General features: G+C 33.6%; 20 protein-coding genes. 12 read left to right on the top strand and 8 right to left on the bottom strand.

Features of this window, described 5'->3' with window-relative positions; all coding sequences use genetic code 11:
• Position 1 precedes the first annotated feature (1 nt).
• Positions 2–1,918 carry a molecular chaperone DnaK gene (dnaK, locus tag GGR32_RS09150; RefSeq protein WP_183477900.1) on the bottom strand — a complete coding sequence of 639 codons (1,917 nt, stop codon included), beginning with the start codon at positions 1,916–1,918 and terminating at the stop codon, positions 2–4.
• 191 nt (positions 1,919–2,109) lie between these two features.
• On the opposite strand from dnaK, the gene GGR32_RS09145 reads away from it, so the two are divergent.
• Positions 2,110–3,543 carry an L-serine ammonia-lyase gene (locus GGR32_RS09145; RefSeq protein ID WP_183477899.1) on the top strand — a complete coding sequence of 478 codons (1,434 nt, stop codon included), beginning with the start codon at positions 2,110–2,112 and terminating at the stop codon, positions 3,541–3,543.
• A 79-nt stretch (positions 3,544–3,622) separates the two neighbouring features.
• Here the strand turns inward: GGR32_RS09145 and mazG are convergent, their stop codons facing one another.
• The 4 genes from mazG to ruvX form a co-directional block, all read right to left on the bottom strand.
• Complete coding sequence (mazG, locus tag GGR32_RS09140) at positions 3,623–4,399, bottom strand: nucleoside triphosphate pyrophosphohydrolase (RefSeq protein WP_183477898.1); 777 nt, start codon at positions 4,397–4,399, stop codon at positions 3,623–3,625.
• 92 nt (positions 4,400–4,491) lie between these two features.
• On the bottom strand, positions 4,492–4,917 hold the full coding sequence (locus GGR32_RS09135) for a DUF5606 family protein (protein ID WP_183477897.1): 426 nt from the start codon (positions 4,915–4,917) through the stop codon (positions 4,492–4,494).
• A gap of 58 nt (positions 4,918–4,975) precedes the next feature.
• On the bottom strand, positions 4,976–5,566 hold the full coding sequence (def, locus tag GGR32_RS09130) for a peptide deformylase (RefSeq protein ID WP_183477896.1): 591 nt from the start codon (positions 5,564–5,566) through the stop codon (positions 4,976–4,978).
• Positions 5,567–5,589: 23 nt separating this feature from the next.
• Positions 5,590–5,994 carry a Holliday junction resolvase RuvX gene (gene ruvX / locus GGR32_RS09125; RefSeq protein WP_183477895.1) on the bottom strand — a complete coding sequence of 135 codons (405 nt, stop codon included), beginning with the start codon at positions 5,992–5,994 and terminating at the stop codon, positions 5,590–5,592.
• An 86-nt stretch (positions 5,995–6,080) separates the two neighbouring features.
• Here ruvX and GGR32_RS09120 point away from each other — a divergent pair, with 86 nt between their 5' ends.
• The 3 genes from GGR32_RS09120 to GGR32_RS09110 are packed head-to-tail and all read left to right on the top strand — an operon-like array spanning position 6,081 to position 8,870.
• Positions 6,081–6,896, top strand: coding sequence for a 2,3,4,5-tetrahydropyridine-2,6-dicarboxylate N-succinyltransferase (locus GGR32_RS09120; RefSeq protein WP_183477894.1), 816 nt, complete (start codon positions 6,081–6,083; stop codon positions 6,894–6,896).
• A 40-nt stretch (positions 6,897–6,936) separates the two neighbouring features.
• Entirely contained in the window at positions 6,937–7,815 is an 879-nt protein-coding gene (locus GGR32_RS09115; RefSeq protein ID WP_246415190.1) for an ATP-grasp fold amidoligase family protein, read from the top strand.
• Positions 7,812–8,870: a glycosyltransferase family 9 protein gene (locus GGR32_RS09110; RefSeq protein ID WP_183477892.1), complete on the top strand. Its 1,059-nt coding sequence runs from the start codon at positions 7,812–7,814 to the stop codon at positions 8,868–8,870. The genes GGR32_RS09115 and GGR32_RS09110 overlap by 4 nt, the downstream gene beginning before the upstream one ends.
• Here GGR32_RS09110 and GGR32_RS09105 read toward each other — a convergent pair.
• Positions 8,863–9,693: a glycosyltransferase family 2 protein gene (locus GGR32_RS09105; protein WP_183477891.1), complete on the bottom strand. Its 831-nt coding sequence runs from the start codon at positions 9,691–9,693 to the stop codon at positions 8,863–8,865. The two genes, GGR32_RS09110 and GGR32_RS09105, sit on opposite strands and share 8 nt — an antisense overlap.
• Positions 9,694–9,900: 207 nt before the next feature.
• Between GGR32_RS09105 and GGR32_RS09100 the strand changes: the two genes are divergently transcribed.
• Entirely contained in the window at positions 9,901–10,656 is a 756-nt protein-coding gene (locus tag GGR32_RS09100) for a glycosyltransferase family 2 protein (protein ID WP_183477890.1), read from the top strand.
• A 172-nt stretch (positions 10,657–10,828) separates the two neighbouring features.
• Positions 10,829–11,719, top strand: a complete 891-nt coding sequence (locus tag GGR32_RS09095) for a LytTR family transcriptional regulator DNA-binding domain-containing protein (RefSeq protein ID WP_183477889.1) — start codon at positions 10,829–10,831, stop codon at positions 11,717–11,719.
• On the opposite strand, the gene GGR32_RS09090 is transcribed toward GGR32_RS09095, so the two are convergent.
• Both GGR32_RS09090 and GGR32_RS09085 read right to left on the bottom strand, forming a co-directional pair.
• A complete protein-coding gene (locus GGR32_RS09090; protein ID WP_183477888.1) occupies positions 11,716–12,330 on the bottom strand; it encodes a hypothetical protein in 615 nt (204 codons plus the stop codon). The two genes, GGR32_RS09095 and GGR32_RS09090, sit on opposite strands and share 4 nt — an antisense overlap.
• Before the next feature lie 2 nt (positions 12,331–12,332).
• Positions 12,333–13,136: an alpha/beta hydrolase gene (locus GGR32_RS09085; protein ID WP_183477887.1), complete on the bottom strand. Its 804-nt coding sequence runs from the start codon at positions 13,134–13,136 to the stop codon at positions 12,333–12,335.
• A gap of 234 nt (positions 13,137–13,370) precedes the next feature.
• Here GGR32_RS09085 and GGR32_RS09080 point away from each other — a divergent pair, with 234 nt between their 5' ends.
• The 6 genes from GGR32_RS09080 (at position 13,371) to GGR32_RS09055 (ending at position 19,187) form a co-directional block, all read left to right on the top strand.
• The gene (locus GGR32_RS09080) at positions 13,371–13,898 is read left to right on the top strand and encodes an RNA polymerase sigma factor (protein WP_183477886.1); all 528 of its coding nucleotides are present in this window, start codon (positions 13,371–13,373) and stop codon (positions 13,896–13,898) included.
• A gap of 40 nt (positions 13,899–13,938) precedes the next feature.
• A complete protein-coding gene (locus tag GGR32_RS09075; RefSeq protein WP_183477885.1) occupies positions 13,939–14,151 on the top strand; it encodes a hypothetical protein in 213 nt (70 codons plus the stop codon).
• 5 nt (positions 14,152–14,156) lie between these two features.
• Positions 14,157–15,008: a FecR family protein gene (locus GGR32_RS09070; protein ID WP_183477884.1), complete on the top strand. Its 852-nt coding sequence runs from the start codon at positions 14,157–14,159 to the stop codon at positions 15,006–15,008.
• Positions 15,009–15,047: 39 nt separating this feature from the next.
• Positions 15,048–17,645, top strand: a complete 2,598-nt coding sequence (locus tag GGR32_RS09065) for a TonB-dependent receptor (protein ID WP_183477883.1) — start codon at positions 15,048–15,050, stop codon at positions 17,643–17,645.
• A gap of 4 nt (positions 17,646–17,649) precedes the next feature.
• Positions 17,650–18,474, top strand: a complete 825-nt coding sequence (locus GGR32_RS09060) for a DUF4249 family protein (protein WP_183477882.1) — start codon at positions 17,650–17,652, stop codon at positions 18,472–18,474.
• An 80-nt stretch (positions 18,475–18,554) separates the two neighbouring features.
• Positions 18,555–19,187 carry an NAD(P)H-dependent oxidoreductase gene (locus tag GGR32_RS09055; protein WP_183477881.1) on the top strand — a complete coding sequence of 211 codons (633 nt, stop codon included), beginning with the start codon at positions 18,555–18,557 and terminating at the stop codon, positions 19,185–19,187.
• The last annotated feature ends 25 nt before the right edge of the window (positions 19,188–19,212 follow it).

The following is a 19,212-nucleotide window of genomic DNA, read 5'->3' as shown; positions in this document are numbered from 1 at the left end:
ATTACTTCACTTCTTCAAAATCTACATCTTCTACATCGTCCCCACTCTTAGCATTATTCCCTGAAGCTTGCTGAGCATCACCTCCTGGCGCAGCTCCTCCTGCTTGTTGTGCTTCGGCTTGTGCCTTGTACATTTCCTCTGAGGCAGTTTTCCAAACTTCGTTTAATTTATCTAAAGCTGGGGTAACTTTCTCTACTTCTTTCGTAGCATAAGCTGTTTTTAACTCAGTTAAAGCTTCTTCAATTGGCTTTTTCTTATCATCGCTAAGTTTATCACCAAACTCTTTAAGTTGCTTTTCTGTTTGGAAAATCATAGCATCAGCCTCGTTTAGTTTTTCAACTTTTTCTTTAGCTGTTTTATCAGCTTCGGCATTAGCTTCTGCTTCTTGTTTCATTTTTTGGATTTCCTCTTCTGTTAATCCTGATGAAGCTTCAATTCTAATATCCTGAGATTTCCCTGTTGCTTTATCGGTAGCACTTACATTGATAATTCCGTTAGCATCAATATCAAAAGTAACTTCAATTTGAGGAGTTCCTCTTGGTGCTGGCGGGATACCATCTAAATGGAAACGACCAATTGTTTTGTTATCGGCTGCCATTGGGCGTTCTCCTTGAAGCACATGGATTTCAACAGACGGTTGGTTGTCGGCTGCGGTAGAGAATACTTGCGATTTTTTAGTAGGAATTGTTGTATTAGATTCGATTAGCTTAGTATTTACCCCTCCCATAGTTTCTATTCCTAAAGAAAGTGGCGTTACATCTAATAACAGTACATCCTTCACATCTCCTGTTAATACTCCTCCTTGGATAGCCGCTCCAACAGCTACAACCTCATCTGGGTTTACTCCTTTACTTGGTTTTTTACCAAAAAATTTCTCTACGGCTTCCTGTACTGCAGGAATACGTGTAGAACCTCCTACTAAAATTACCTCATCGATATCACTATTAGAAAGTCCTGCATCTTTTAATGCTTTTTGGCAAGGTATAATGGTACGCTCTACTAAATCTGCAATTAATTGCTCGAATTTGGCACGTGTTAAAGTTCTTACCAAGTGTTTTGGGCCACTAGCTGTTGCGGTAATATACGGTAAGTTAATTTCTGTCTGTGTAGAAGAAGATAACTCTATTTTTGCTTTTTCTGCTGCTTCTTTTAGACGTTGTAAAGCCATTGGGTCTTTACGTAAATCTATATCTTCTTCACTTTTAAACTCATCGGCTAACCAATCGATTATTTTCTCATCTACATCATCACCTCCTAAGTGTGTATCCCCATCGGTAGATAATACTTCAAAAACACCATCTCCTAACTCTAGGATAGAAACATCGTGTGTACCTCCACCAAAATCAAATACCACTATTTTCTGATCTTGTCCTTTTTTATCTAATCCATAAGCCAATGCTGCTGCTGTAGGCTCATTAATAATACGACGCACTTTTAATCCTGCAATTTCTCCAGCTTCTTTAGTAGCCTGACGCTGAGAATCGTTAAAATAAGCAGGTACGGTAATTACCGCCTCTGTTACATCTTGCCCCAAGTAATCTTCGGCAGTTTTTTTCATTTTTTGAAGCGTCATTGCCGATAATTCTTGTGGGGTATACAAACGCCCATCAATATCTACTCTTGGGGTATCGTTATCGCCTTTTACTACTTTATAAGCAACTCTTCCAGCCTCTCGTTCAGATTCTGAATATTTATTACCCATAAAGCGTTTAATAGAAGCTATTGTTTTCTGAGGGTTTGTAACCGCTTGTCTTTTTGCCGGGTCACCAACCTTAATTTCGCCACCTTCTACAAAGGCAATTACAGAAGGAGTTGTACGTTTACCTTCGGCATTTGGGATAACCGTAGGCTCGTTACCTTCCATCACTGCTACACAAGAGTTGGTGGTACCTAAGTCTATTCCAATTATTTTGCTCATAATATCTGTGTTAAATTGTTTTTTAAAAGTTTAAATTCGGTATATACTTGTCAATCTCTATGCCATGTACATAAACCTGACAGGTTGTCATTTATGTTTTATAAAAACTTAATTAACAAAAACATAGCAAATAATTAACCGAAAACTTTTTTATTCGAAAAAAACTCTCATTTTTGTAAAAAACATTATTTATGAAAAAAATTGAATGCATTAGTATTTTCGACATGCTAAAAGTAGGCGTAGGACCATCGAGTTCGCACACACTTGGTCCATGGCGTGCAGCGCAAAGCTGGATTACAGAACTAAAATCTGCCAATGTATTTGATGAAATTAAAACGATAACTATAGATTTATACGGATCGTTATCACTTACAGGAAAAGGTCATGCATCAGATATTGCTTGTTTGCTAGGACTATCTGGATACGACCCCGTAACTATGGATTTAACTCTTTTAGATCCTACTATTGAAACCATAAAAAACAAGAATCAATTAAACCTTAACGGAGAAAAAATAATCGATTTTTCTTTTGAAGAGCAAATTAACTTCAATAAGAATTTTTTAGAATTTCATCCAAACGGAATGAAGTTTACTGCCACTTTAAGCAATGAAACGCAAAAAAGCGCCAAATTCTACTCTATTGGCGGTGGTTTTATTGTAAAAGAAGAAACCCAAGATATTAATAATGTAGAGGAAAACATAGACAATTTCCCTTATCAAATTAGTAAAGCAACCGAATTACTCGATTTTTGTAAAACTGAAAATAAAATAATTTCAGAAATTGTTTTAGAAAATGAACGCTCTATACGCACCGATAAAGAAATAGACGCGCAAATAAAACAAGTTTGGGAAGTAATGTTAGAGTCTATGTATATTGGCTGCCATACAGAAGGCACACTCCCTGGAGGGCTAAATGTAAAACGCCGAGCTTACGAAATGCACCAAAATCTTATTGGAGACCAAACCTACAATTCTCATGATGAATGGATAAATAGCATTAGAAATACCGAAGTGAAATTCCGTCAAATTCTAAAATGGGTAAGCACCTATGCCATTAGTGTAAACGAAGTAAACGCATCGCTAGGGCGAGTTGTTACCGCACCTACTAATGGTAGTTCTGGAACCGTTCCTGCTGTTTTAATGTATTATTTAACCATCGAGAACCATCAAGCTAGTTTTAAAGAAATTAAGCAATTTATGCTTGTAGCAGGCGAAATAGGAAGCCTATTTAAAAAAGGGGCTACAATCTCGGCAGCAATGGGCGGATGCCAAGCTGAAATCGGGGTTTCGTCGGCAATGGCCGCTGGAGCACTTACCGAGCTTATGGGTGGAACTCCAGAACAAGTACTTATGGCGAGTGAAATTGCCATGGAACATCACCTAGGACTCACCTGCGATCCTGTTGCTGGACTTGTACAAATACCTTGTATAGAACGAAACGCCATGGGAGCCATCAAGGCTATTAACGCAGCAGAAATTGCCCTAGCATCTGACGCTAGCAAAGCTAAAGTTCCGTTAGATAAAGTTATAGAAACCATGTGGGAAACTGCTAAAGATATGAATTCTAAGTACAAAGAAACTTCAGAAGGAGGCTTGGCGGTTAAAGTTTATTTAAGTGATTGCTAAACATTACGTTTTTAAAATAAAAAAGGCTATCACTGCGTTAATGTAGCGATAGCTTTTTTTCTTAATTAAAAAAACTGTTTTATTGCTTATTTTTTGCTTCTTCCCAAAAAGCATTCATTTCGGCAATACTTAATGTTGTAATACTTTTGTTTAGTTCTTTTGCTTTGGTTTCGATGTACGTAAAGCGTTTAATAAATTTCTTATTGGTTTGCTCTAAAGCATTTTCTGGATTAATTTTTAAAAACCTTGCGTAATTAATTAAAGAAAAAAGTACATCACCAAATTCTGCTTCCATAGCTAGCGTATTTTCGGCGGTTATTTCCTCTTGAAACTCTGCCAATTCTTCCTGTACTTTTTCGAAAACTTCTTCGGGGTTTTCCCAATCAAAGCCAACTCCTGCAACTTTTTCCTGAATTCGGGTTGCTTTTACCAAAGCAGGTAATGATTTTGGTACGCCTTGAAGCACATTTTTATTTCCTTCTTTTAGCTTTATTTTCTCCCAATTTTTCTTTACCTCCTCTTCATTATCGGCTTTTACATCGCCATAAATATGTGGATGTCTGGTAATGAGTTTTTCGCAAATCGCATTGGTAACATCGGCAATATCAAAAGCATTTTTCTCGCTCCCTATTTTTGCATAAAAAACAATATGTAATAATATATCGCCAAGCTCTTTCTTTACCTCTTCTAAATCGTTATCGAGAATAGCATCGCCTAACTCGTAGGTTTCTTCGATGGTTAATTGACGTAAGCTCTGCAGGGTTTGTTTACGATCCCAAGGGCATTTTTCACGTAAATCGTCCATAATGTCTAACAATCTACCAAATGCTTTTAATTGTGCTTCTCTGTTTTTCATTTTATTTTAAGTTTAGGCAACGAGTAAAAATTATAAAACCTCAGCAATGTACTGAGGTTTTGTTTAGTTAATTAGTTCGCTTAGCAAAAAAATTATTCTTCTGTAGGTTTTTCTTCTGTTGCTGGTGTTTCTTCTACAAAAGTATTTACTCCTGCATTTACCAAAATATTATACCATTGGTAAACTTTTTTAATATCACTTGCATATACGCGTCCTTCATCAAAATCTGGTAACACCTCTTTAAAATGTGTTGTTAACTCGTTTGCGGAAGATTTATGACTTAAGCTCTCTTTTCCTTCTTCTTTATCGGCTAATTTCTGAAATACTTCGGCCAAAGGCACTTCTTCTGTATGTGTGTAAATAGCTATTTCGCTAAGCATACTTACATTATGACGGACGTTTACCGATATTTTTTTCTTATCTGCTAAAGACTCTGCTACAAAACCTCCACGGGTTTGTGCTTTAAGTTCATATAAACCTGGTTTTCCTGAAATGGATAATATTTTTTGTAAACTCATTAATTTGTTTTTAATATCATTGTCGCAAATATCTTATCTATACTTGATTTTTGCAATATTATTTAGTTTTTTTAAGTTTAGGGAAACGCATGCGGTATTCTGTGCGTATTTTTCCCTTACTAATGTTTTCTAACTTACGTTTAACCAAACGCCTTTTAAAAGGTGAGAGTTTATCGGTAAATAAAATACCTTCTATATGGTCATATTCATGCTGGATTACACGTGCCGCTAAACCAGAATATTCTTCGGTGTGCGTATTGAAGTTTTCATCTTGATAGGTAATACTTATCGTAGGCTTTCGTTTTACATCTTCGCGTACATCTGGGATGCTTAAACAACCTTCATTAAAAGCCCATTCCTCCCCAGTTTCTTCTGTAATTTGTGGATTGATGAATACTTTTTTTAAGTTCAGTAAAGTGTTTTTTTCTTCTTCCGAGATACTTTCATCTTCAGCAAATGGTGCTGGATCTATCACAAACATTCTAATAGCTAAACCTACTTGTGGTGCTGCAAGCCCTACACCGTAAGCTCCATACATTGTTTCGAACATATTTTCGATTAATGTAGGTAATTCTGGGTAGTTTTCAGGAATTTCTTCTCCTTTCTTTTTTAAAACGGGGTCACCGTAAGCTACTATGGGTAATATCATTATGGTATAAGTTTATATTTATTTTAATAGAGATAAGATTGTAGAATTATGGTTGCGCTTATCTCATCAACTAAAGCTTTATTTTGTCGTTTTTTCTTTTTAAGACCACTGTCCAACATGGTTTGCGTTGCCATTTTGGAGGTATAACGTTCATCTACTCGTTTTACTTCCATTGCGGGGAATTTCTCTTTAAATTCTTTTAAAAATATTTGAATAGCAGGTTCGCTTTGCGACGGGGTTCCGTCTTTTTGTTTAGGTTCTCCTACCAAAACCAAGCTCACTTTTTCTTCCGTAAAATAATCTGTCAAAAATTTTATCAGCTTTGGGGTTTCCACCGTAGTCAATCCCGAAGCAATAAGTTGCATGGGGTCGGTTACTGCAATTCCTGTACGTTTTGTTCCGTAATCTATTGCTAAGATTCGTGCCATCTAAATATTTTCTGCAAAGGTAACACTTATTAGACTATTGTTATAATATTTGTAAAGAAGCCTTATATTTACACAAATTTTTCAGCATGAATTCACTTAAAGAAACTATACTAAACGCTTGGGATAACCGAGATTTATTAAAAGAGGAAAAAACACAAGAAAGCATCAGGGCTGTTATAAATCTTATCGATTCTGGAGATTTACGTTGTGCCGAGCCTACCGCAGAAGGTTGGCAAGTAAACGAATGGGTAAAAAAAGCCGTTGTACTATACTTCCCTATCCAAAAAATGGAAACTTTAGAAGCTGGAATTTTTGAATATCATGATAAAATGCCTTTAAAAAAAGGCTATCAAGAAAAAGGTATCCGTGTAGTACCAAATGCGGTAGCTCGCCATGGAGCATACATCTCGAAAGGTGTAATTATGATGCCTAGCTATGTAAACATAGGCGCTTATGTAGATGAAGGTACTATGGTTGACACTTGGGCTACCGTAGGAAGCTGTGCGCAGATTGGCAAAAATGTTCATTTATCTGGTGGTGTTGGTATTGGCGGGGTATTAGAACCTTTACAAGCCGCTCCTGTTATTATAGAAGACAACGCTTTCCTTGGCTCTAGAAGCATTGTTGTTGAAGGAGTAAGGGTTGAAAAGGAAGCGGTTTTAGGCGCCAATGTAGTGCTTACTGCTTCTACAAAAATTATTGATGTTACAGGTGATGAACCCGTAGAAATGAAAGGTATTGTTCCTGCACGATCTGTAGTAATTCCTGGTAGTTATACCAAGCAGTTTCCTGCAGGAGAATTTCAGGTACCTTGTGCTTTGATTATCGGAAAACGTAAAGAAAGTACCGACAAGAAAACCTCATTAAACGATGCATTAAGAACTTACGATGTAGCTGTATAATATGAAATTAAGTAAATTATATAATGGCTTTATAAAAAAATTGAAGTTTCTACCACAAGAAATTTACATCCCCGCTTATTATAAATATTATACAAATAAGGATTTAAACTTAAAAAATCCACAAGAGTTTAATGAAAAAATACAATGGCTAAAAACTTACTTTCATCCGCCTATATTAAATCAATTGGTAGATAAATATGAAGTTAGAGCTTATGTTAAAAAAACTATTGGAGAAGAATACCTTAACGATTTAATTGGCCTGTATAACAAACCTTCGGATATTAATTTCGATAAGCTTCCAAATCAATTTGTGATAAAAGGTGTACATGGCTGTGGTTTTAATATAATAGCACCAGACAAATCTAAATTAAACAAAACAAAAGCTAAATTACTTTTAAATAAGTGGTACAGAAAAAATCAATATTATCGAGGTGGGCTTGAATGGGCCTATAAAGATGTGAAACCAAGATTTATTGTAGAAAAATTTTTATCTGAATTAACTAATGAATCGCTTCGTGATTATAAATTTTTCTGTTTTAACGGAAAAGCTAAGTTTGTAGAAGTTCATATAGATAGGCAGGAAAATCATCAATCCTCATTTTTCGATATGGATTTTAACAAACTTCCTTTTAGAGATGTCCCGTTAGAAAAAACCATTCAAAAACCAATAAATCCTCCCAGAAATTTTAAGCTAATGCAACAATTAGCAGAGAAATTAGCTGCCAATTTTCCGTTTGTACGAGTAGATTTATACTCTATAAAAAACACTATTATTTTTGGAGAGTTAACATTTTATCCCGCCGATGGACGCTCTGAGTTTATACCCAACGAGTATAACAAAATAATTGGTGAGTATATAACACTTCCCAATATCCCTCAAGGAGCTTCTGTAATTAACCATTTCGACTTAGAAATATGAAAAAATGTTTAATCATTCAAATAAAAATGATTGGCGATGTACTTACATCTACCATTATTTTAGATAGTCTTAAACATAATTACCCTAACATTACGCTACATTACTTAGTAGAAAAACGTACGCTCCCCGTTATTGAAAATCATCCCGCTATAGATAAAGCCATTTCTGTAGAAAAACTTAACCGAGATACTATTTTCTTACTTTCTAAACAACTTAAAGCAGAAAAGTACGACCTCATAATTGATGTCTATTCTAAAATAAACACAGCACTTTTATCCTTTTTAATCGGGAATAAAGCCAAATTTGGTATCTACAAATGGTACACCCAATGGGCATACAGCAAGACTATAAAATACAGAACTAAGAGTTTATACCACACGCAGCTCTCTTACGAAAATAGACTACAATTTCTTGAACCCTTATCTGTACCTATAGATTATAGCTTAAAACCAAAAATATACCTTACCACGGAAGAACAAGAAAAAACAAAACAAATTTGTATTAATCATGGTATAAATTATAATGAACAACCACATATCATGGTTAGTATCTTAGGAAGTAGTACAAACAAAACATATCCCCTAGCTTACCTTGCTAAATTGCTAGACAGCATTGCTAACACATTTAAAAATGTGAAATTTTTATTTAATTATATTCCTGCTCAACAAGCCGAAGTTAATCGGTTAATAGAATTGTGTAATAGCAATACTCAAAAACTTATTAACCCTTATTACGCTAAAAACCTACGCGACTTTATAACCTTAACTTCTTTTTGCAGCATGAGTATTGGAAATGAGGGCGGACTGATAAACATGAGTAAAGCTTTGGATATTCCTACTTTTGCTATTTTTTCTCCCTGGATAACTACCAAAGCTTGGGGAACAAAAAACCAAGAAAATCATGAAGTAGTGCATCTAGAGGATTTTTATCCTGAAGATTACGAATCTTCTAACCGAAAAGAGCTAAAGGAAAATACGCAACTATTATATCAAAAATTCACACCTAACTTAATACAAAAAAAGCTTTTAACCTTTGTAGAAAAACAACTTACTTAATGTTTTTTTCTATTCCGTAAGGAGTATAATCAAGTTTATTATTTTTTGTAGCTTCTCTAATCGCTATATTTTTAGCAATAGATTCTGGCGTTTTATAACCTCTAGGATGATCTAAATGTACACAAACGGCAGAATATCGTATTTGTTTAGATTTAATTCCGGCGTTAAAAAGGCGTTCTCCTAATTCTCTATCCTGACCGCCATATTGCATGCGCTCATCAAAACCATTTACCTTTAAAATATCAGCTTTCCAGCCACTGGCATTGTGCCCATTCCAACTTGCATTGGTAGGGGTAAGCTTATTAAGGAGTTTTTTTTGTACACCTTTAGCGGTTAACTTTTTGTTTTTAAACGATTTTTTAAGCCCTTTATCCCTAAGCCAATTAACATCAAAACATCGCTGTGTTTTAATATCTTCTACCGTAATTGCCTTAGAAATATCCATAGGTAACATAAAATAACCTCCCGATAAAAAATAACCTCTTTCTCGGTAAGCAATATGTGTTTCAATAAAATCTTTTCGCGGGATACAGTCGCCATCACTCATCAAGAGGTAATCAGACTTTGAGGCAATAATAGCTTTATTAAGAATTCTAGATTTCTGAAACCCATCATCTTCTTGCCAAACGTGTTGAATTGGATAGTTAACTTGTTTACGCATCTCTGCTATCAGCTCAAAAGTGGCATTAGAAGAACCATCATCGGCTATTACCAATTCAAAATCAGTATAGGTTTGCACCTGATACCCAATAAGTACCTTTTTTAACCACTCCTCAGCATTATATGTACTGATAATAACAGAAATTGATGTTTTTTTATCCAAACCTATTTTTTCTACCTAAAGAAAACAAAAATAAATATTTTTAACTTTAAAATAAATTTTTTAAAAGAAAAAGCAACCTTTTAAAATTCCTGAATCTACACTAATGAGATTTCAATGCTAATTATTAAGATTTAGCATGCTTAACGTAGATAATTTTAAATATCTTATCTATTTTTGTTGTTAAATCTATTATTAAAAACTTTTTTTTTGGAAAAACTTACTGCCATCATACCTACAGGAAATGAAATTCATAACATAGAAGAAGTTATTGCCTCTGTAGGTTTTGCCGATGAAATTTTGGTAGTTGATAGTTTTAGTACCGATGGCACGTACGAAAAAGCATTAGAAAAGGCCGACCGTGTTTTACAGCGTAAGTTTGATTATCATGCTTCGCAAAAAAACTGGACAATCCCACAAGCCTCTCACCAATGGATTCTGCTAGTTGATGCTGATGAACGTGTTACTCCTGAGCTAAAAAAGGAGATCCAAACACTTCTTAAAAACCCTCCAAAAGATATAGTTGCTTATTGGATTGGCAGAAAAAATCACTTTATGGGAGAAGTTGTACATTATAGCGGATGGCGAAACGATAAAGTAATTAGACTTTTTAAACGCGACAAATGCAACTATCAAGATATTTATGTACACGAAGAAATTATTGCTGATGGTAAAGTAGGAAAATTAGAAAACAAACTTTACCACAATACTTATATCACTATGGATCGTTATCTTGAAAAAATGAATAGATACGCATGGTGCCAAGCAAAAGATTACGATAAAAAAACAGGTAAACTCACCGCTTTCCATTTTATAGTAAAACCGTTTTGGGGCTTTATAAAACACTACTTTATACAAGCTGGTTTTAGAGATGGTGTTGTAGGCTTAAATATTGCTTTTATTCGCTCCTACTCTATTTTTATGCGATATTCTAAACTCTGGTTACTCCGAAAAAACCGAAAATAACTATAGTTTTTTCTTACTAAACCTATACAACAACTTTATTACAGAACACTAACTATTACCCAAAACATGTAGTTTTATTACAAATTATTATTGAAGAGTACACAGCCTAATAATATTTACAGAACCATTTTTTTAAGTTAAATAACTACCTTTGTTTATAAATAATCAAGCTATGCTACTGCATAAATTTATCAAACAACCTTATCCATTTTTATTTTCCCCTATACGCAATTTTATTGTTGCTTTTCTGCTAGGGGTTTTTATTTACTTGCTTAACCTTATTAGTATAAACGATGTTCTTGTTACCACAAACTTTAACTTTTCCAAACAGGCGGTTTGTATATTTGCAGGTTTATCAACCTTTCTAAGTACTTTACTAATTACAGAAATTGGTACAAGGTTTTTTTTAAACACAAAAACAAAAGAAACTTGGACGGTAGGAAAAGAGTTTATTACCATTATTATACTTTTATTCACCATCGCTATTTTTAACAACATTGTAGCTTTTATAATTAGTAAAAGAACTACCGATTATAACTTTTTTCAACAATTTGTAAATGCTTTTACCTATGCGGCAGGCATAGGAAGCCTCCCAACAGCAATTATTATTTGGTTTAATTACACTATACTTTTAAAGCAAAATTTAAAAGAAGTTTCTTTATACAACAAACAATTAGAAGCAAATTTAAAACAACAAGACTTCCCAAAAAACAATACATTAAAAATAGAAACCAATAATAAAAATGAAGTTCTTGTGATAGATTTAGCAAACTTTTTATTTGCTAAAGCCGAAGGAAATTACACCGACATTTTTGTAAAAACCACTTCGAGCTATAAACGTACACCATACCGAATTAACATCCAACAATTGGAAGACGCTCTTGCTCAAGATAAGCATTGTATTAGAACACATCGGTCGTATTTAGTTAACCTAAGAAACATAACCTCGGCTACTGGAAATGCCAGAAATTATCGTTTAAACTTCTATCATACCGATATCGAAATACCGGTATCTAGAAGTAAATTTGAAGCTTTTAAAAAAGCTTTTAATAATATGGGCTAAAATGAATAACCTACACCTAAAGCGGCAAAAATACGAGAATCAAAATCGCCTGGTCTAAACCTACCTTTATCCAAAAAACCTTTAAAAGAACTCCATAAACTTAACTGCACAGAAAATTTACCAAAACGACAACCTAAGCTATTTGACATTCCGTAGTTAAAGTACACGTAAGTGTTTTTGTAGGTTTCAGAAACTTCATACCTAGGAATTTTTAAAGAACCTTTAGATTTTAAATGGGTTGCTCCAACAAAAGGTTCTATGCTCATAAAAAATTTTCTTTGCCTAAAAGGGTAATAAACTATTTCGGTCAGAGCATATAAACCTACATCGGTGGTATAGCCTCTTGTATGTTTGGTAAATTTATTTTTGCGTTCGTTAATGTAACTATTTTGGTGCATTATTCCTGTATAAAAAGAAAAATGCTTTGAATGATATAAGCTATACTTTCCTTTTGCTATAAAACCATTATTGGTACCGTAACTTGTATTTAAAAAATCGTAGGTAGTAAGAAGCTCCAACTTCCATGTAATTATTTCGTTTGTATTATTCTGGGCACTAGCAACGTAACCTAATAAACTTAGCCCTATGATTATCAATTTTAACTGTTTCATGATTAAATGTTATCTAAAAAGTTTTTAAATGCTCTTATTGGTGTATTACGGTGTGTTGTATTAGACAAGCGTTCTGCATAAAAATCAAACTGAGCGTATTCTCGATCTTCTAATTTTCTATAAAAAGCTTGATAAAAAAGGTTTTGGGAAACCCCTTCTAAATCACCTACACTTAAGTAAAGTTTTTTAGGCAGTATATTTGTGGTCTGAAAATAGCTTTCCTCCAATTTAAATAAATAAGCATCTGCCCACATAAGGTTAGGACTCACCGCTATAAAAGCATCAAAAAAATGATTTTGCGATTGCTGAAACATGGTATATAACGCAAAATATCCGCCCAAAGAATGCCCATAAAGGATACTTTCTTGATGTTGTAAACCTATTTGATTGGTAAGAAAAGGGGTTAATTCTTCCGTAAGGAATTTTAAAAACTTTTTAGCTCCGCCCGAACTTCCTTTAAAATCTGCATCGTTTGGGTAAGAATAATCTCTACCACGTTTATTTTTACTATTATAACCTACACCTACTAAAACGATGTTGTTGTGAGAAGTTTTACGCAGGGCATTTGCAGCCTCCTCAAAATAATCGTCACCATCTAACATGTAAATTACATTATAGAATTTATCTGATTGATAATTTTCAGGATAAGCGATAAAAATATTATACCTACTTTTAGTGTTGGTTGAGCTAAGCTCATAATGTTTACTGTTTTTCACCTCGGGGAGTTTATCTTTTTGGCATCCTGTGAGTAAAAAAAATAAAACCATCATCAAAAAATACCAAAAGGAACATTGCATGTTTTTCATATAAATTTGTTTTAAAAAATAATTTTACAGCCTCAAAAATATATAGAGAAATAGCAGATTACCCTTTATTTATAAGTATTGGGACGAAATGTCGTTTCTTTGTGATGTATGGGAATCTTAAAATTAAACCGAGTGGATAGAATAAATTATCTTCGTTACCTATTTAAATTTAGTTTTAACCTTATGTAACATTTTTTAGTTACTACAGTTATTATAGCAACCCTAAACTTAGCCATGGAAAACAAAAAGTTTATCGAAAAACTTAAAAAAGGAAATCAAAAAGCTTTTAAAAAAGCTTATCTTCTTTACTACCCTAAATTAATCCTTTCGGCTAAAAAGTTTAATTTCAAATTTCTTTCCCCAGACGATTTTGCTCAAGAAACTTTCTTGAAATTGTACCAAAACAAACACTTATTAAAAACAGATGTACTTTTTGACAAACAATTATATAGTATCTGCAAAAACAATATTATAAACCATCTAAAACGAGAGCAAAAAGTAATCCCGCTAAACAACCACTACAATACTTTTGAAGATGAAGATGATGCCAACACTCAAACGCTATTAGAACATAGAAAACAGGAGTTTTTTAACCTTATAAAACAACTCCCCGAACAGCAACAAAAAATATATGTATTACATAAAGTAGAACAATACACTTACCAAGAAATAATGGAGCATACAGGTTTATCTAAAAAAACAATTGCAAACCATATTTACCTTGCTAATAAATTTCTTCAAAAAAAAGTCGTAAAAACTTAGGAACTTTTAAAACCTTGTTTGTTATCTAAAAAAGCAAACAATGAACATTAAAGTTTTTGGTGCTACTATAACCGATAGCAATAAAGCAGACTACCTTTTAAGTATGCTTAGAATAAATATAGCCGATGCGCTTATTTATATAGACATTCAAGAAAATAAAACACTTTACAAAATAGAAGTGAATAGAGACATTACCGAAGTTGTACATGGGCTTTTTTCTACTCAAGGACTGTTTGTAAAAGAATATAAATAGCATTTATGAAAGATAATAAGGTTGATAAAGTATTAAAGGATATTTGGAGTAAACCTCACGCAGATGCAACTCCTCAAAAAACAGAAGTTTCCTGGGAAAATTTTGCTCATAAAACTTTTAAACAAACAAGAAAAAAGAAAGTACTGTGGTACTATTCTGCTGCAGCCGTTTTGCTTATTTTAATTAGTGTAGGTGTTTTGAGAACACACCAAACAATATCACAAGAAAATTTAATTACAAAGCACTTAAACGTTATAGAAAACCCTTCTAAAACAATAAAAGAAGTTAAGCTCCCCGATAATTCTGTAGTTATATTACAACCTAATGCAAAACTTACATTTTCCGAAAATTTTACAAAAAACAGAGCAACAACCCTTTACGGAGAAGCTTTTTTTAGCATCGCTAAAAACAAAGATTATCCTTTTAGTGTTCGTTACGCTAATACAACAACAACTGTTTTAGGCACAGAGTTTTCCATAAAAAGAAATCCAGGTAATGCTATTGTTGTTGAACTCTATGAAGGAAAAGTACAAATGAATATTGAAGGGAATAAGCGCAACTGGTTACTCGAGCCAGGAGAAAAGTTTGTTTACAATACAGAAAACCCTATTATAAAACCGTTTGAATTATTTAAAAACTTCGATAATGAACCACTAAGTGTAGTTAGCAACTTTATACAAAAAAATTTCAATTATAAAGTTAAAATCCCCCAAAACCTAACAACAGAAAAAACCACAATCAAAATTTATAAAAAAGAGCAACTTACTACAATTACTGCCATTATTGCAGAAATACATAACCTAGATTATAAAATTAAACCTAATGAAAAAGAGATTGTTTTCAGTCTCAAAAAATAATAAACACCCTCTTAATATAAAACGATAAAAACAAATTTTATGAAGTATATCACTTATTGCTTTTTAATATTTAGTTTAAGTACACTTTCGCAAGAAATTACAGTTTCCTTAAATAAAACAGCAACCCTAAAACAATTATTCCAAGAAGTTGAAAGTCAAACAAATTATAAATTTGCTTACAATCAAGGAGTAGACGTAAATCAGAAATTAAAAAATGACATTACCTACAACACCATACCTGTCGATAAATTTTTAACAATACTTAATAAAAATCATTCATTACAACATACCATTATTGGGAATAATATTATTCTAAAAAAACAAAGCCAAGAAGAATACTTGCTCTCTGGAAAAATATTAGATGACGCCAATACTCCATTAATAGGGGCTAATATCTATATAAAAGAACTTGCTAAAGGAAGTGTTTCAGACCAAAATGGTTACTTCTCAATTCGCCTTCCTAGAGGAAATTACAATCTTATAATTAGTTATTTAGGTTTTAAAAATTTAGAACAGCAAATAGCATTAACAGGTAATAAAAACCTAAACTTAACAATGCAAGCTGATAACCAAACCTTAGACGAGGTAGTTATTACACAAAACCACAAAGCGGTAGATATTAAAAAACCACAAATGAGCACCAACAGCCTAACAGCAGAAGATATAAAAAAAATACCCGTTGCCTTAGGAGAAGCAGACCCGTTAAAATCGCTTCTTAGCCTCCCAGGAGTTACTAGCGCAGGAGAGATGTCGTCTGGTTTTAATGTTCGCGGAGGAGCCTCTGACCAAAATCTAATTTTATTAGACGGCGCTCCCATTTATAACGATTCGCACATGTTTGGTTTCTTTTCTGTTTTTAATGCCGACGCTATCCATAGCTTAGATTTATATAAAGGCGGAATCCCTGCTCAGTTTGGCGGTAGAGTTTCCTCTGTGCTCGATGTAAAGCAACAAACAGGAGATTATCAAAACTTTCATGCTAATGGAGGTATCGGACTAATATCTAGCAGACTCATGCTAGAAGGACCTATACAAAAAGAAAAAAGTTCCTTTAGTATTGCGGGACGTACTTCATACGCTCACTTATTTTTAAAACTGTCTGACAATAAAAATTCGGCGAAATTTTACGACATTAACACCAAGCTAAACTATAAACTTAACGAAAACAACAGCTTACATTTTTCTGGCTATTTTGGTAATGATGTTTTTGACCTTAGCAATTTTTTCCACACTATTTACGGAAACACTATGGGGAGCTTAAGCTGGAAACATCGATTTTCTGATAATATAAATACCACTTTAGCCGTATTTTACAGTGATTACACCTTCAGTTTAAAATTAACCGATCAAAATTTTGAATGGGATAATGCCATAAAAAGCTACGGATTAACTTATAACTGGAAACACTTCCTGTCTGACAACATACAACTTAACTACGGTTTGGCAGCCACCTATTACGATTTTAATCCGGGAACCCTAAAACCAGAAAATACCGATTCTCAATTTAATTATAAACAATTAGATAAAAAATACGCACTTGAACCATCTTTATACCTAGATGTTGAACATACACTAAGCGAAAAATTAAACCTAAGGTATGGTTTACGTTACAGCGCTTTCTACCGTTTTGGCGCACAAGAAGTAGCCACTTACCTCAACAATCAGCCTGTGGTTTACAACCCTACTTATCACATTTATGAAGAAGCAACACCTACAGGTTCCAATTTTTATAAAAAAGGCGAACAGATTTCTTCCTTTAATCATTTAGAACCTAGAGTTTCCCTTTCCTATGCCTTTAATGAAAATCAATCCCTTAAAGCTAGCTACAACAGGATGGCGCAATACTTACATTTGCTTTCCAATACACAATCTCCTATGCCTATGAATATCTGGACTCCCAGCGGGCCTTTTATCAAACCACAATTACTCGACCAATATGCAATAGGTTATTTTAGAAATTTTTCAGACAAAAAATATTCGTTAGAAACCGAATTCTTCTACAAAAACGTACAAAATAGAATAGATTATATTGATGGCGCAGACTTACTTGCTAACAACAATATAGAACGTGTTATCCTTAACGGAAAAGCAAGGGCCTACGGAATGGAACTATTATTACGTAAAAATACAGGAAAATTAACCGGTTGGATTGCCTATACCTTATCTCGTGCAGAACAAAAAACAAAAGGCAATACACCAAACGAACCCGGTATTGCTAACGGAGAATGGTACCTTTCACCATACGATAAACTACACGATGTAAGCATTATGACAAGCTACACACTTAACAAAAAATGGGCGTTTAGTGCTAATTTTGCACTACAATCAGGACAGCCAGTAACCTTTCCTAATGGATATTACGAATTTGCCGATTTGCATATTCCAAATTATGCCAACCGTAATGAAAATAAGCTCCCTACCTATCATCACCTAGACATTGCCGCCACTTACACCCCAAAACCTAATAAAAAGAAAGGCTGGCAAAGCTCTTGGATGTTTAGCATTTACAATTTATACAACCGCAAAAACGCTACTTCTATTAGGTTTACCACCAACGAGGACACAGGCAACAACGAAGCTAGGCGTTTATCTATCTTCGGAATTTTACCAAGCATATCTTACAACTTTAAATTTTAATAAAATGAAAATATCTCCATTAACATACCTCAGCATTTTCTTTTCCTTCCTACTTTTTTCCTGTGAAGATGTTATTGAAGTTGATTTAAAAACAGGCGAACCCAAACTTGTTATCGATGCAGAAATACAATGGCAAAAAGAAACCGACGGAAGTTTCCAGAAAATAAAACTAAGCCGCCTAACCGATTATTACAACCCTACTACGCCAAAAGTCTCTAATGCCATCGTAGAAATTCAGAACAGTACAGGCGAAATTTTTAGTTTTCACGAATCAAATACACCTGGAGAATATATTTGTAATAATTTTATACCCAAATTAAACGAAACATACACCCTAACAGTAGAAATAGATAACCAAATATATACGGCAACAGAAAACCTTACCTCTGTACCAGAAATAACCAAGGTAATCCAAGAATCAGGTAAAGGTATTTCTAACGAAGATATTTCTATCGCTATTTTTTATCAAGACCCTGAAGATGAAACCAATTATTACCTTACCGATTTTAAAACAGAACACCTATATTATCGGGAGTATATTCTAATGAATGACGACTTACAAAACGGAAAAGAAATAGAGGATAGTTTTTCTCACGAAGATTTAAAACCTGGGGACCTTGTAGAAATTACCCATAGAGGGATTTCAGAACAATTCTATAACTATATGTATTTAATTTTAGAATCTACCAGCGGAAACCCATTTGCAACCCCACCTGCAAACATTAGAGGAAATATTATTAATAAACAAAACCCAGATAATTATGCGCTAGGCTATTTTAGACTCTCGGAAATTAACCATTTGACTTATACTGTTGTAGAAGAAAATTAATTTTATTACTATAATTATACCTAACAGAAACCCATTAAGGTTTATATCTTTGTACTTTTACAGGTAAACAGAACAATTGGATGGACAGTATTAAAAATTTGAATTGGCGGTATGCCACTAAAAAATTTGATAATAATAAGATTCTAACCGAATCTAAAATAAATATTTTAAAAGAAAGTTTCCGGCTTACCGCTACCTCTTACGGATTACAACCCCTAAAAATGGTGGTAATTAGCAATAAAACGCTACAAGAAAAACTACAAGCAGCTACCTATAATCAAAAACAAATTGGTACCGCATCGCATGTATTGGTTTTATGTATAGAGAAAACAATAGACACTTCATACATCAATAAAATTCAGGATTTAACAAAGGAAATTAGAAATACGCCCGATACTATTCTAGAACCTTACCGCAATTTTCTTATCGATATGTTTGAAAAAAAATCTACTGCCGAAATCGCTACTTGGGCAACCAATCAGGTATATTTAGCTTTAGGAAATTTACTAACCGTTTGTGCTCAGGAAAACATTGATGCTTGCCCTATGGAAGGGTTTGAATCTAAAAAGTATAACGATATTCTAAAACTTAACCAAAAAGGCTTACAAGCAACTTTGGTGTTACCAATAGGTTACCGAGCAACTGATGATTTTTTTGCTGATTTAAAAAAAGTACGTCGCCCTTTAAATGAAGTTGTTTTAGAAATTACCTAATAATATAAAATTCTTGAATAACTTT

Origin of the sequence: Mesonia hippocampi (genome assembly GCF_014197445.1) — a bacterium.
Classification (GTDB): Bacteria; Bacteroidota; Bacteroidia; order Flavobacteriales; family Flavobacteriaceae; genus Mesonia; species Mesonia hippocampi.
Note: the sequence above shows the minus strand (reverse complement) of the source record. Positions and strands in the feature narration are given on the sequence as shown.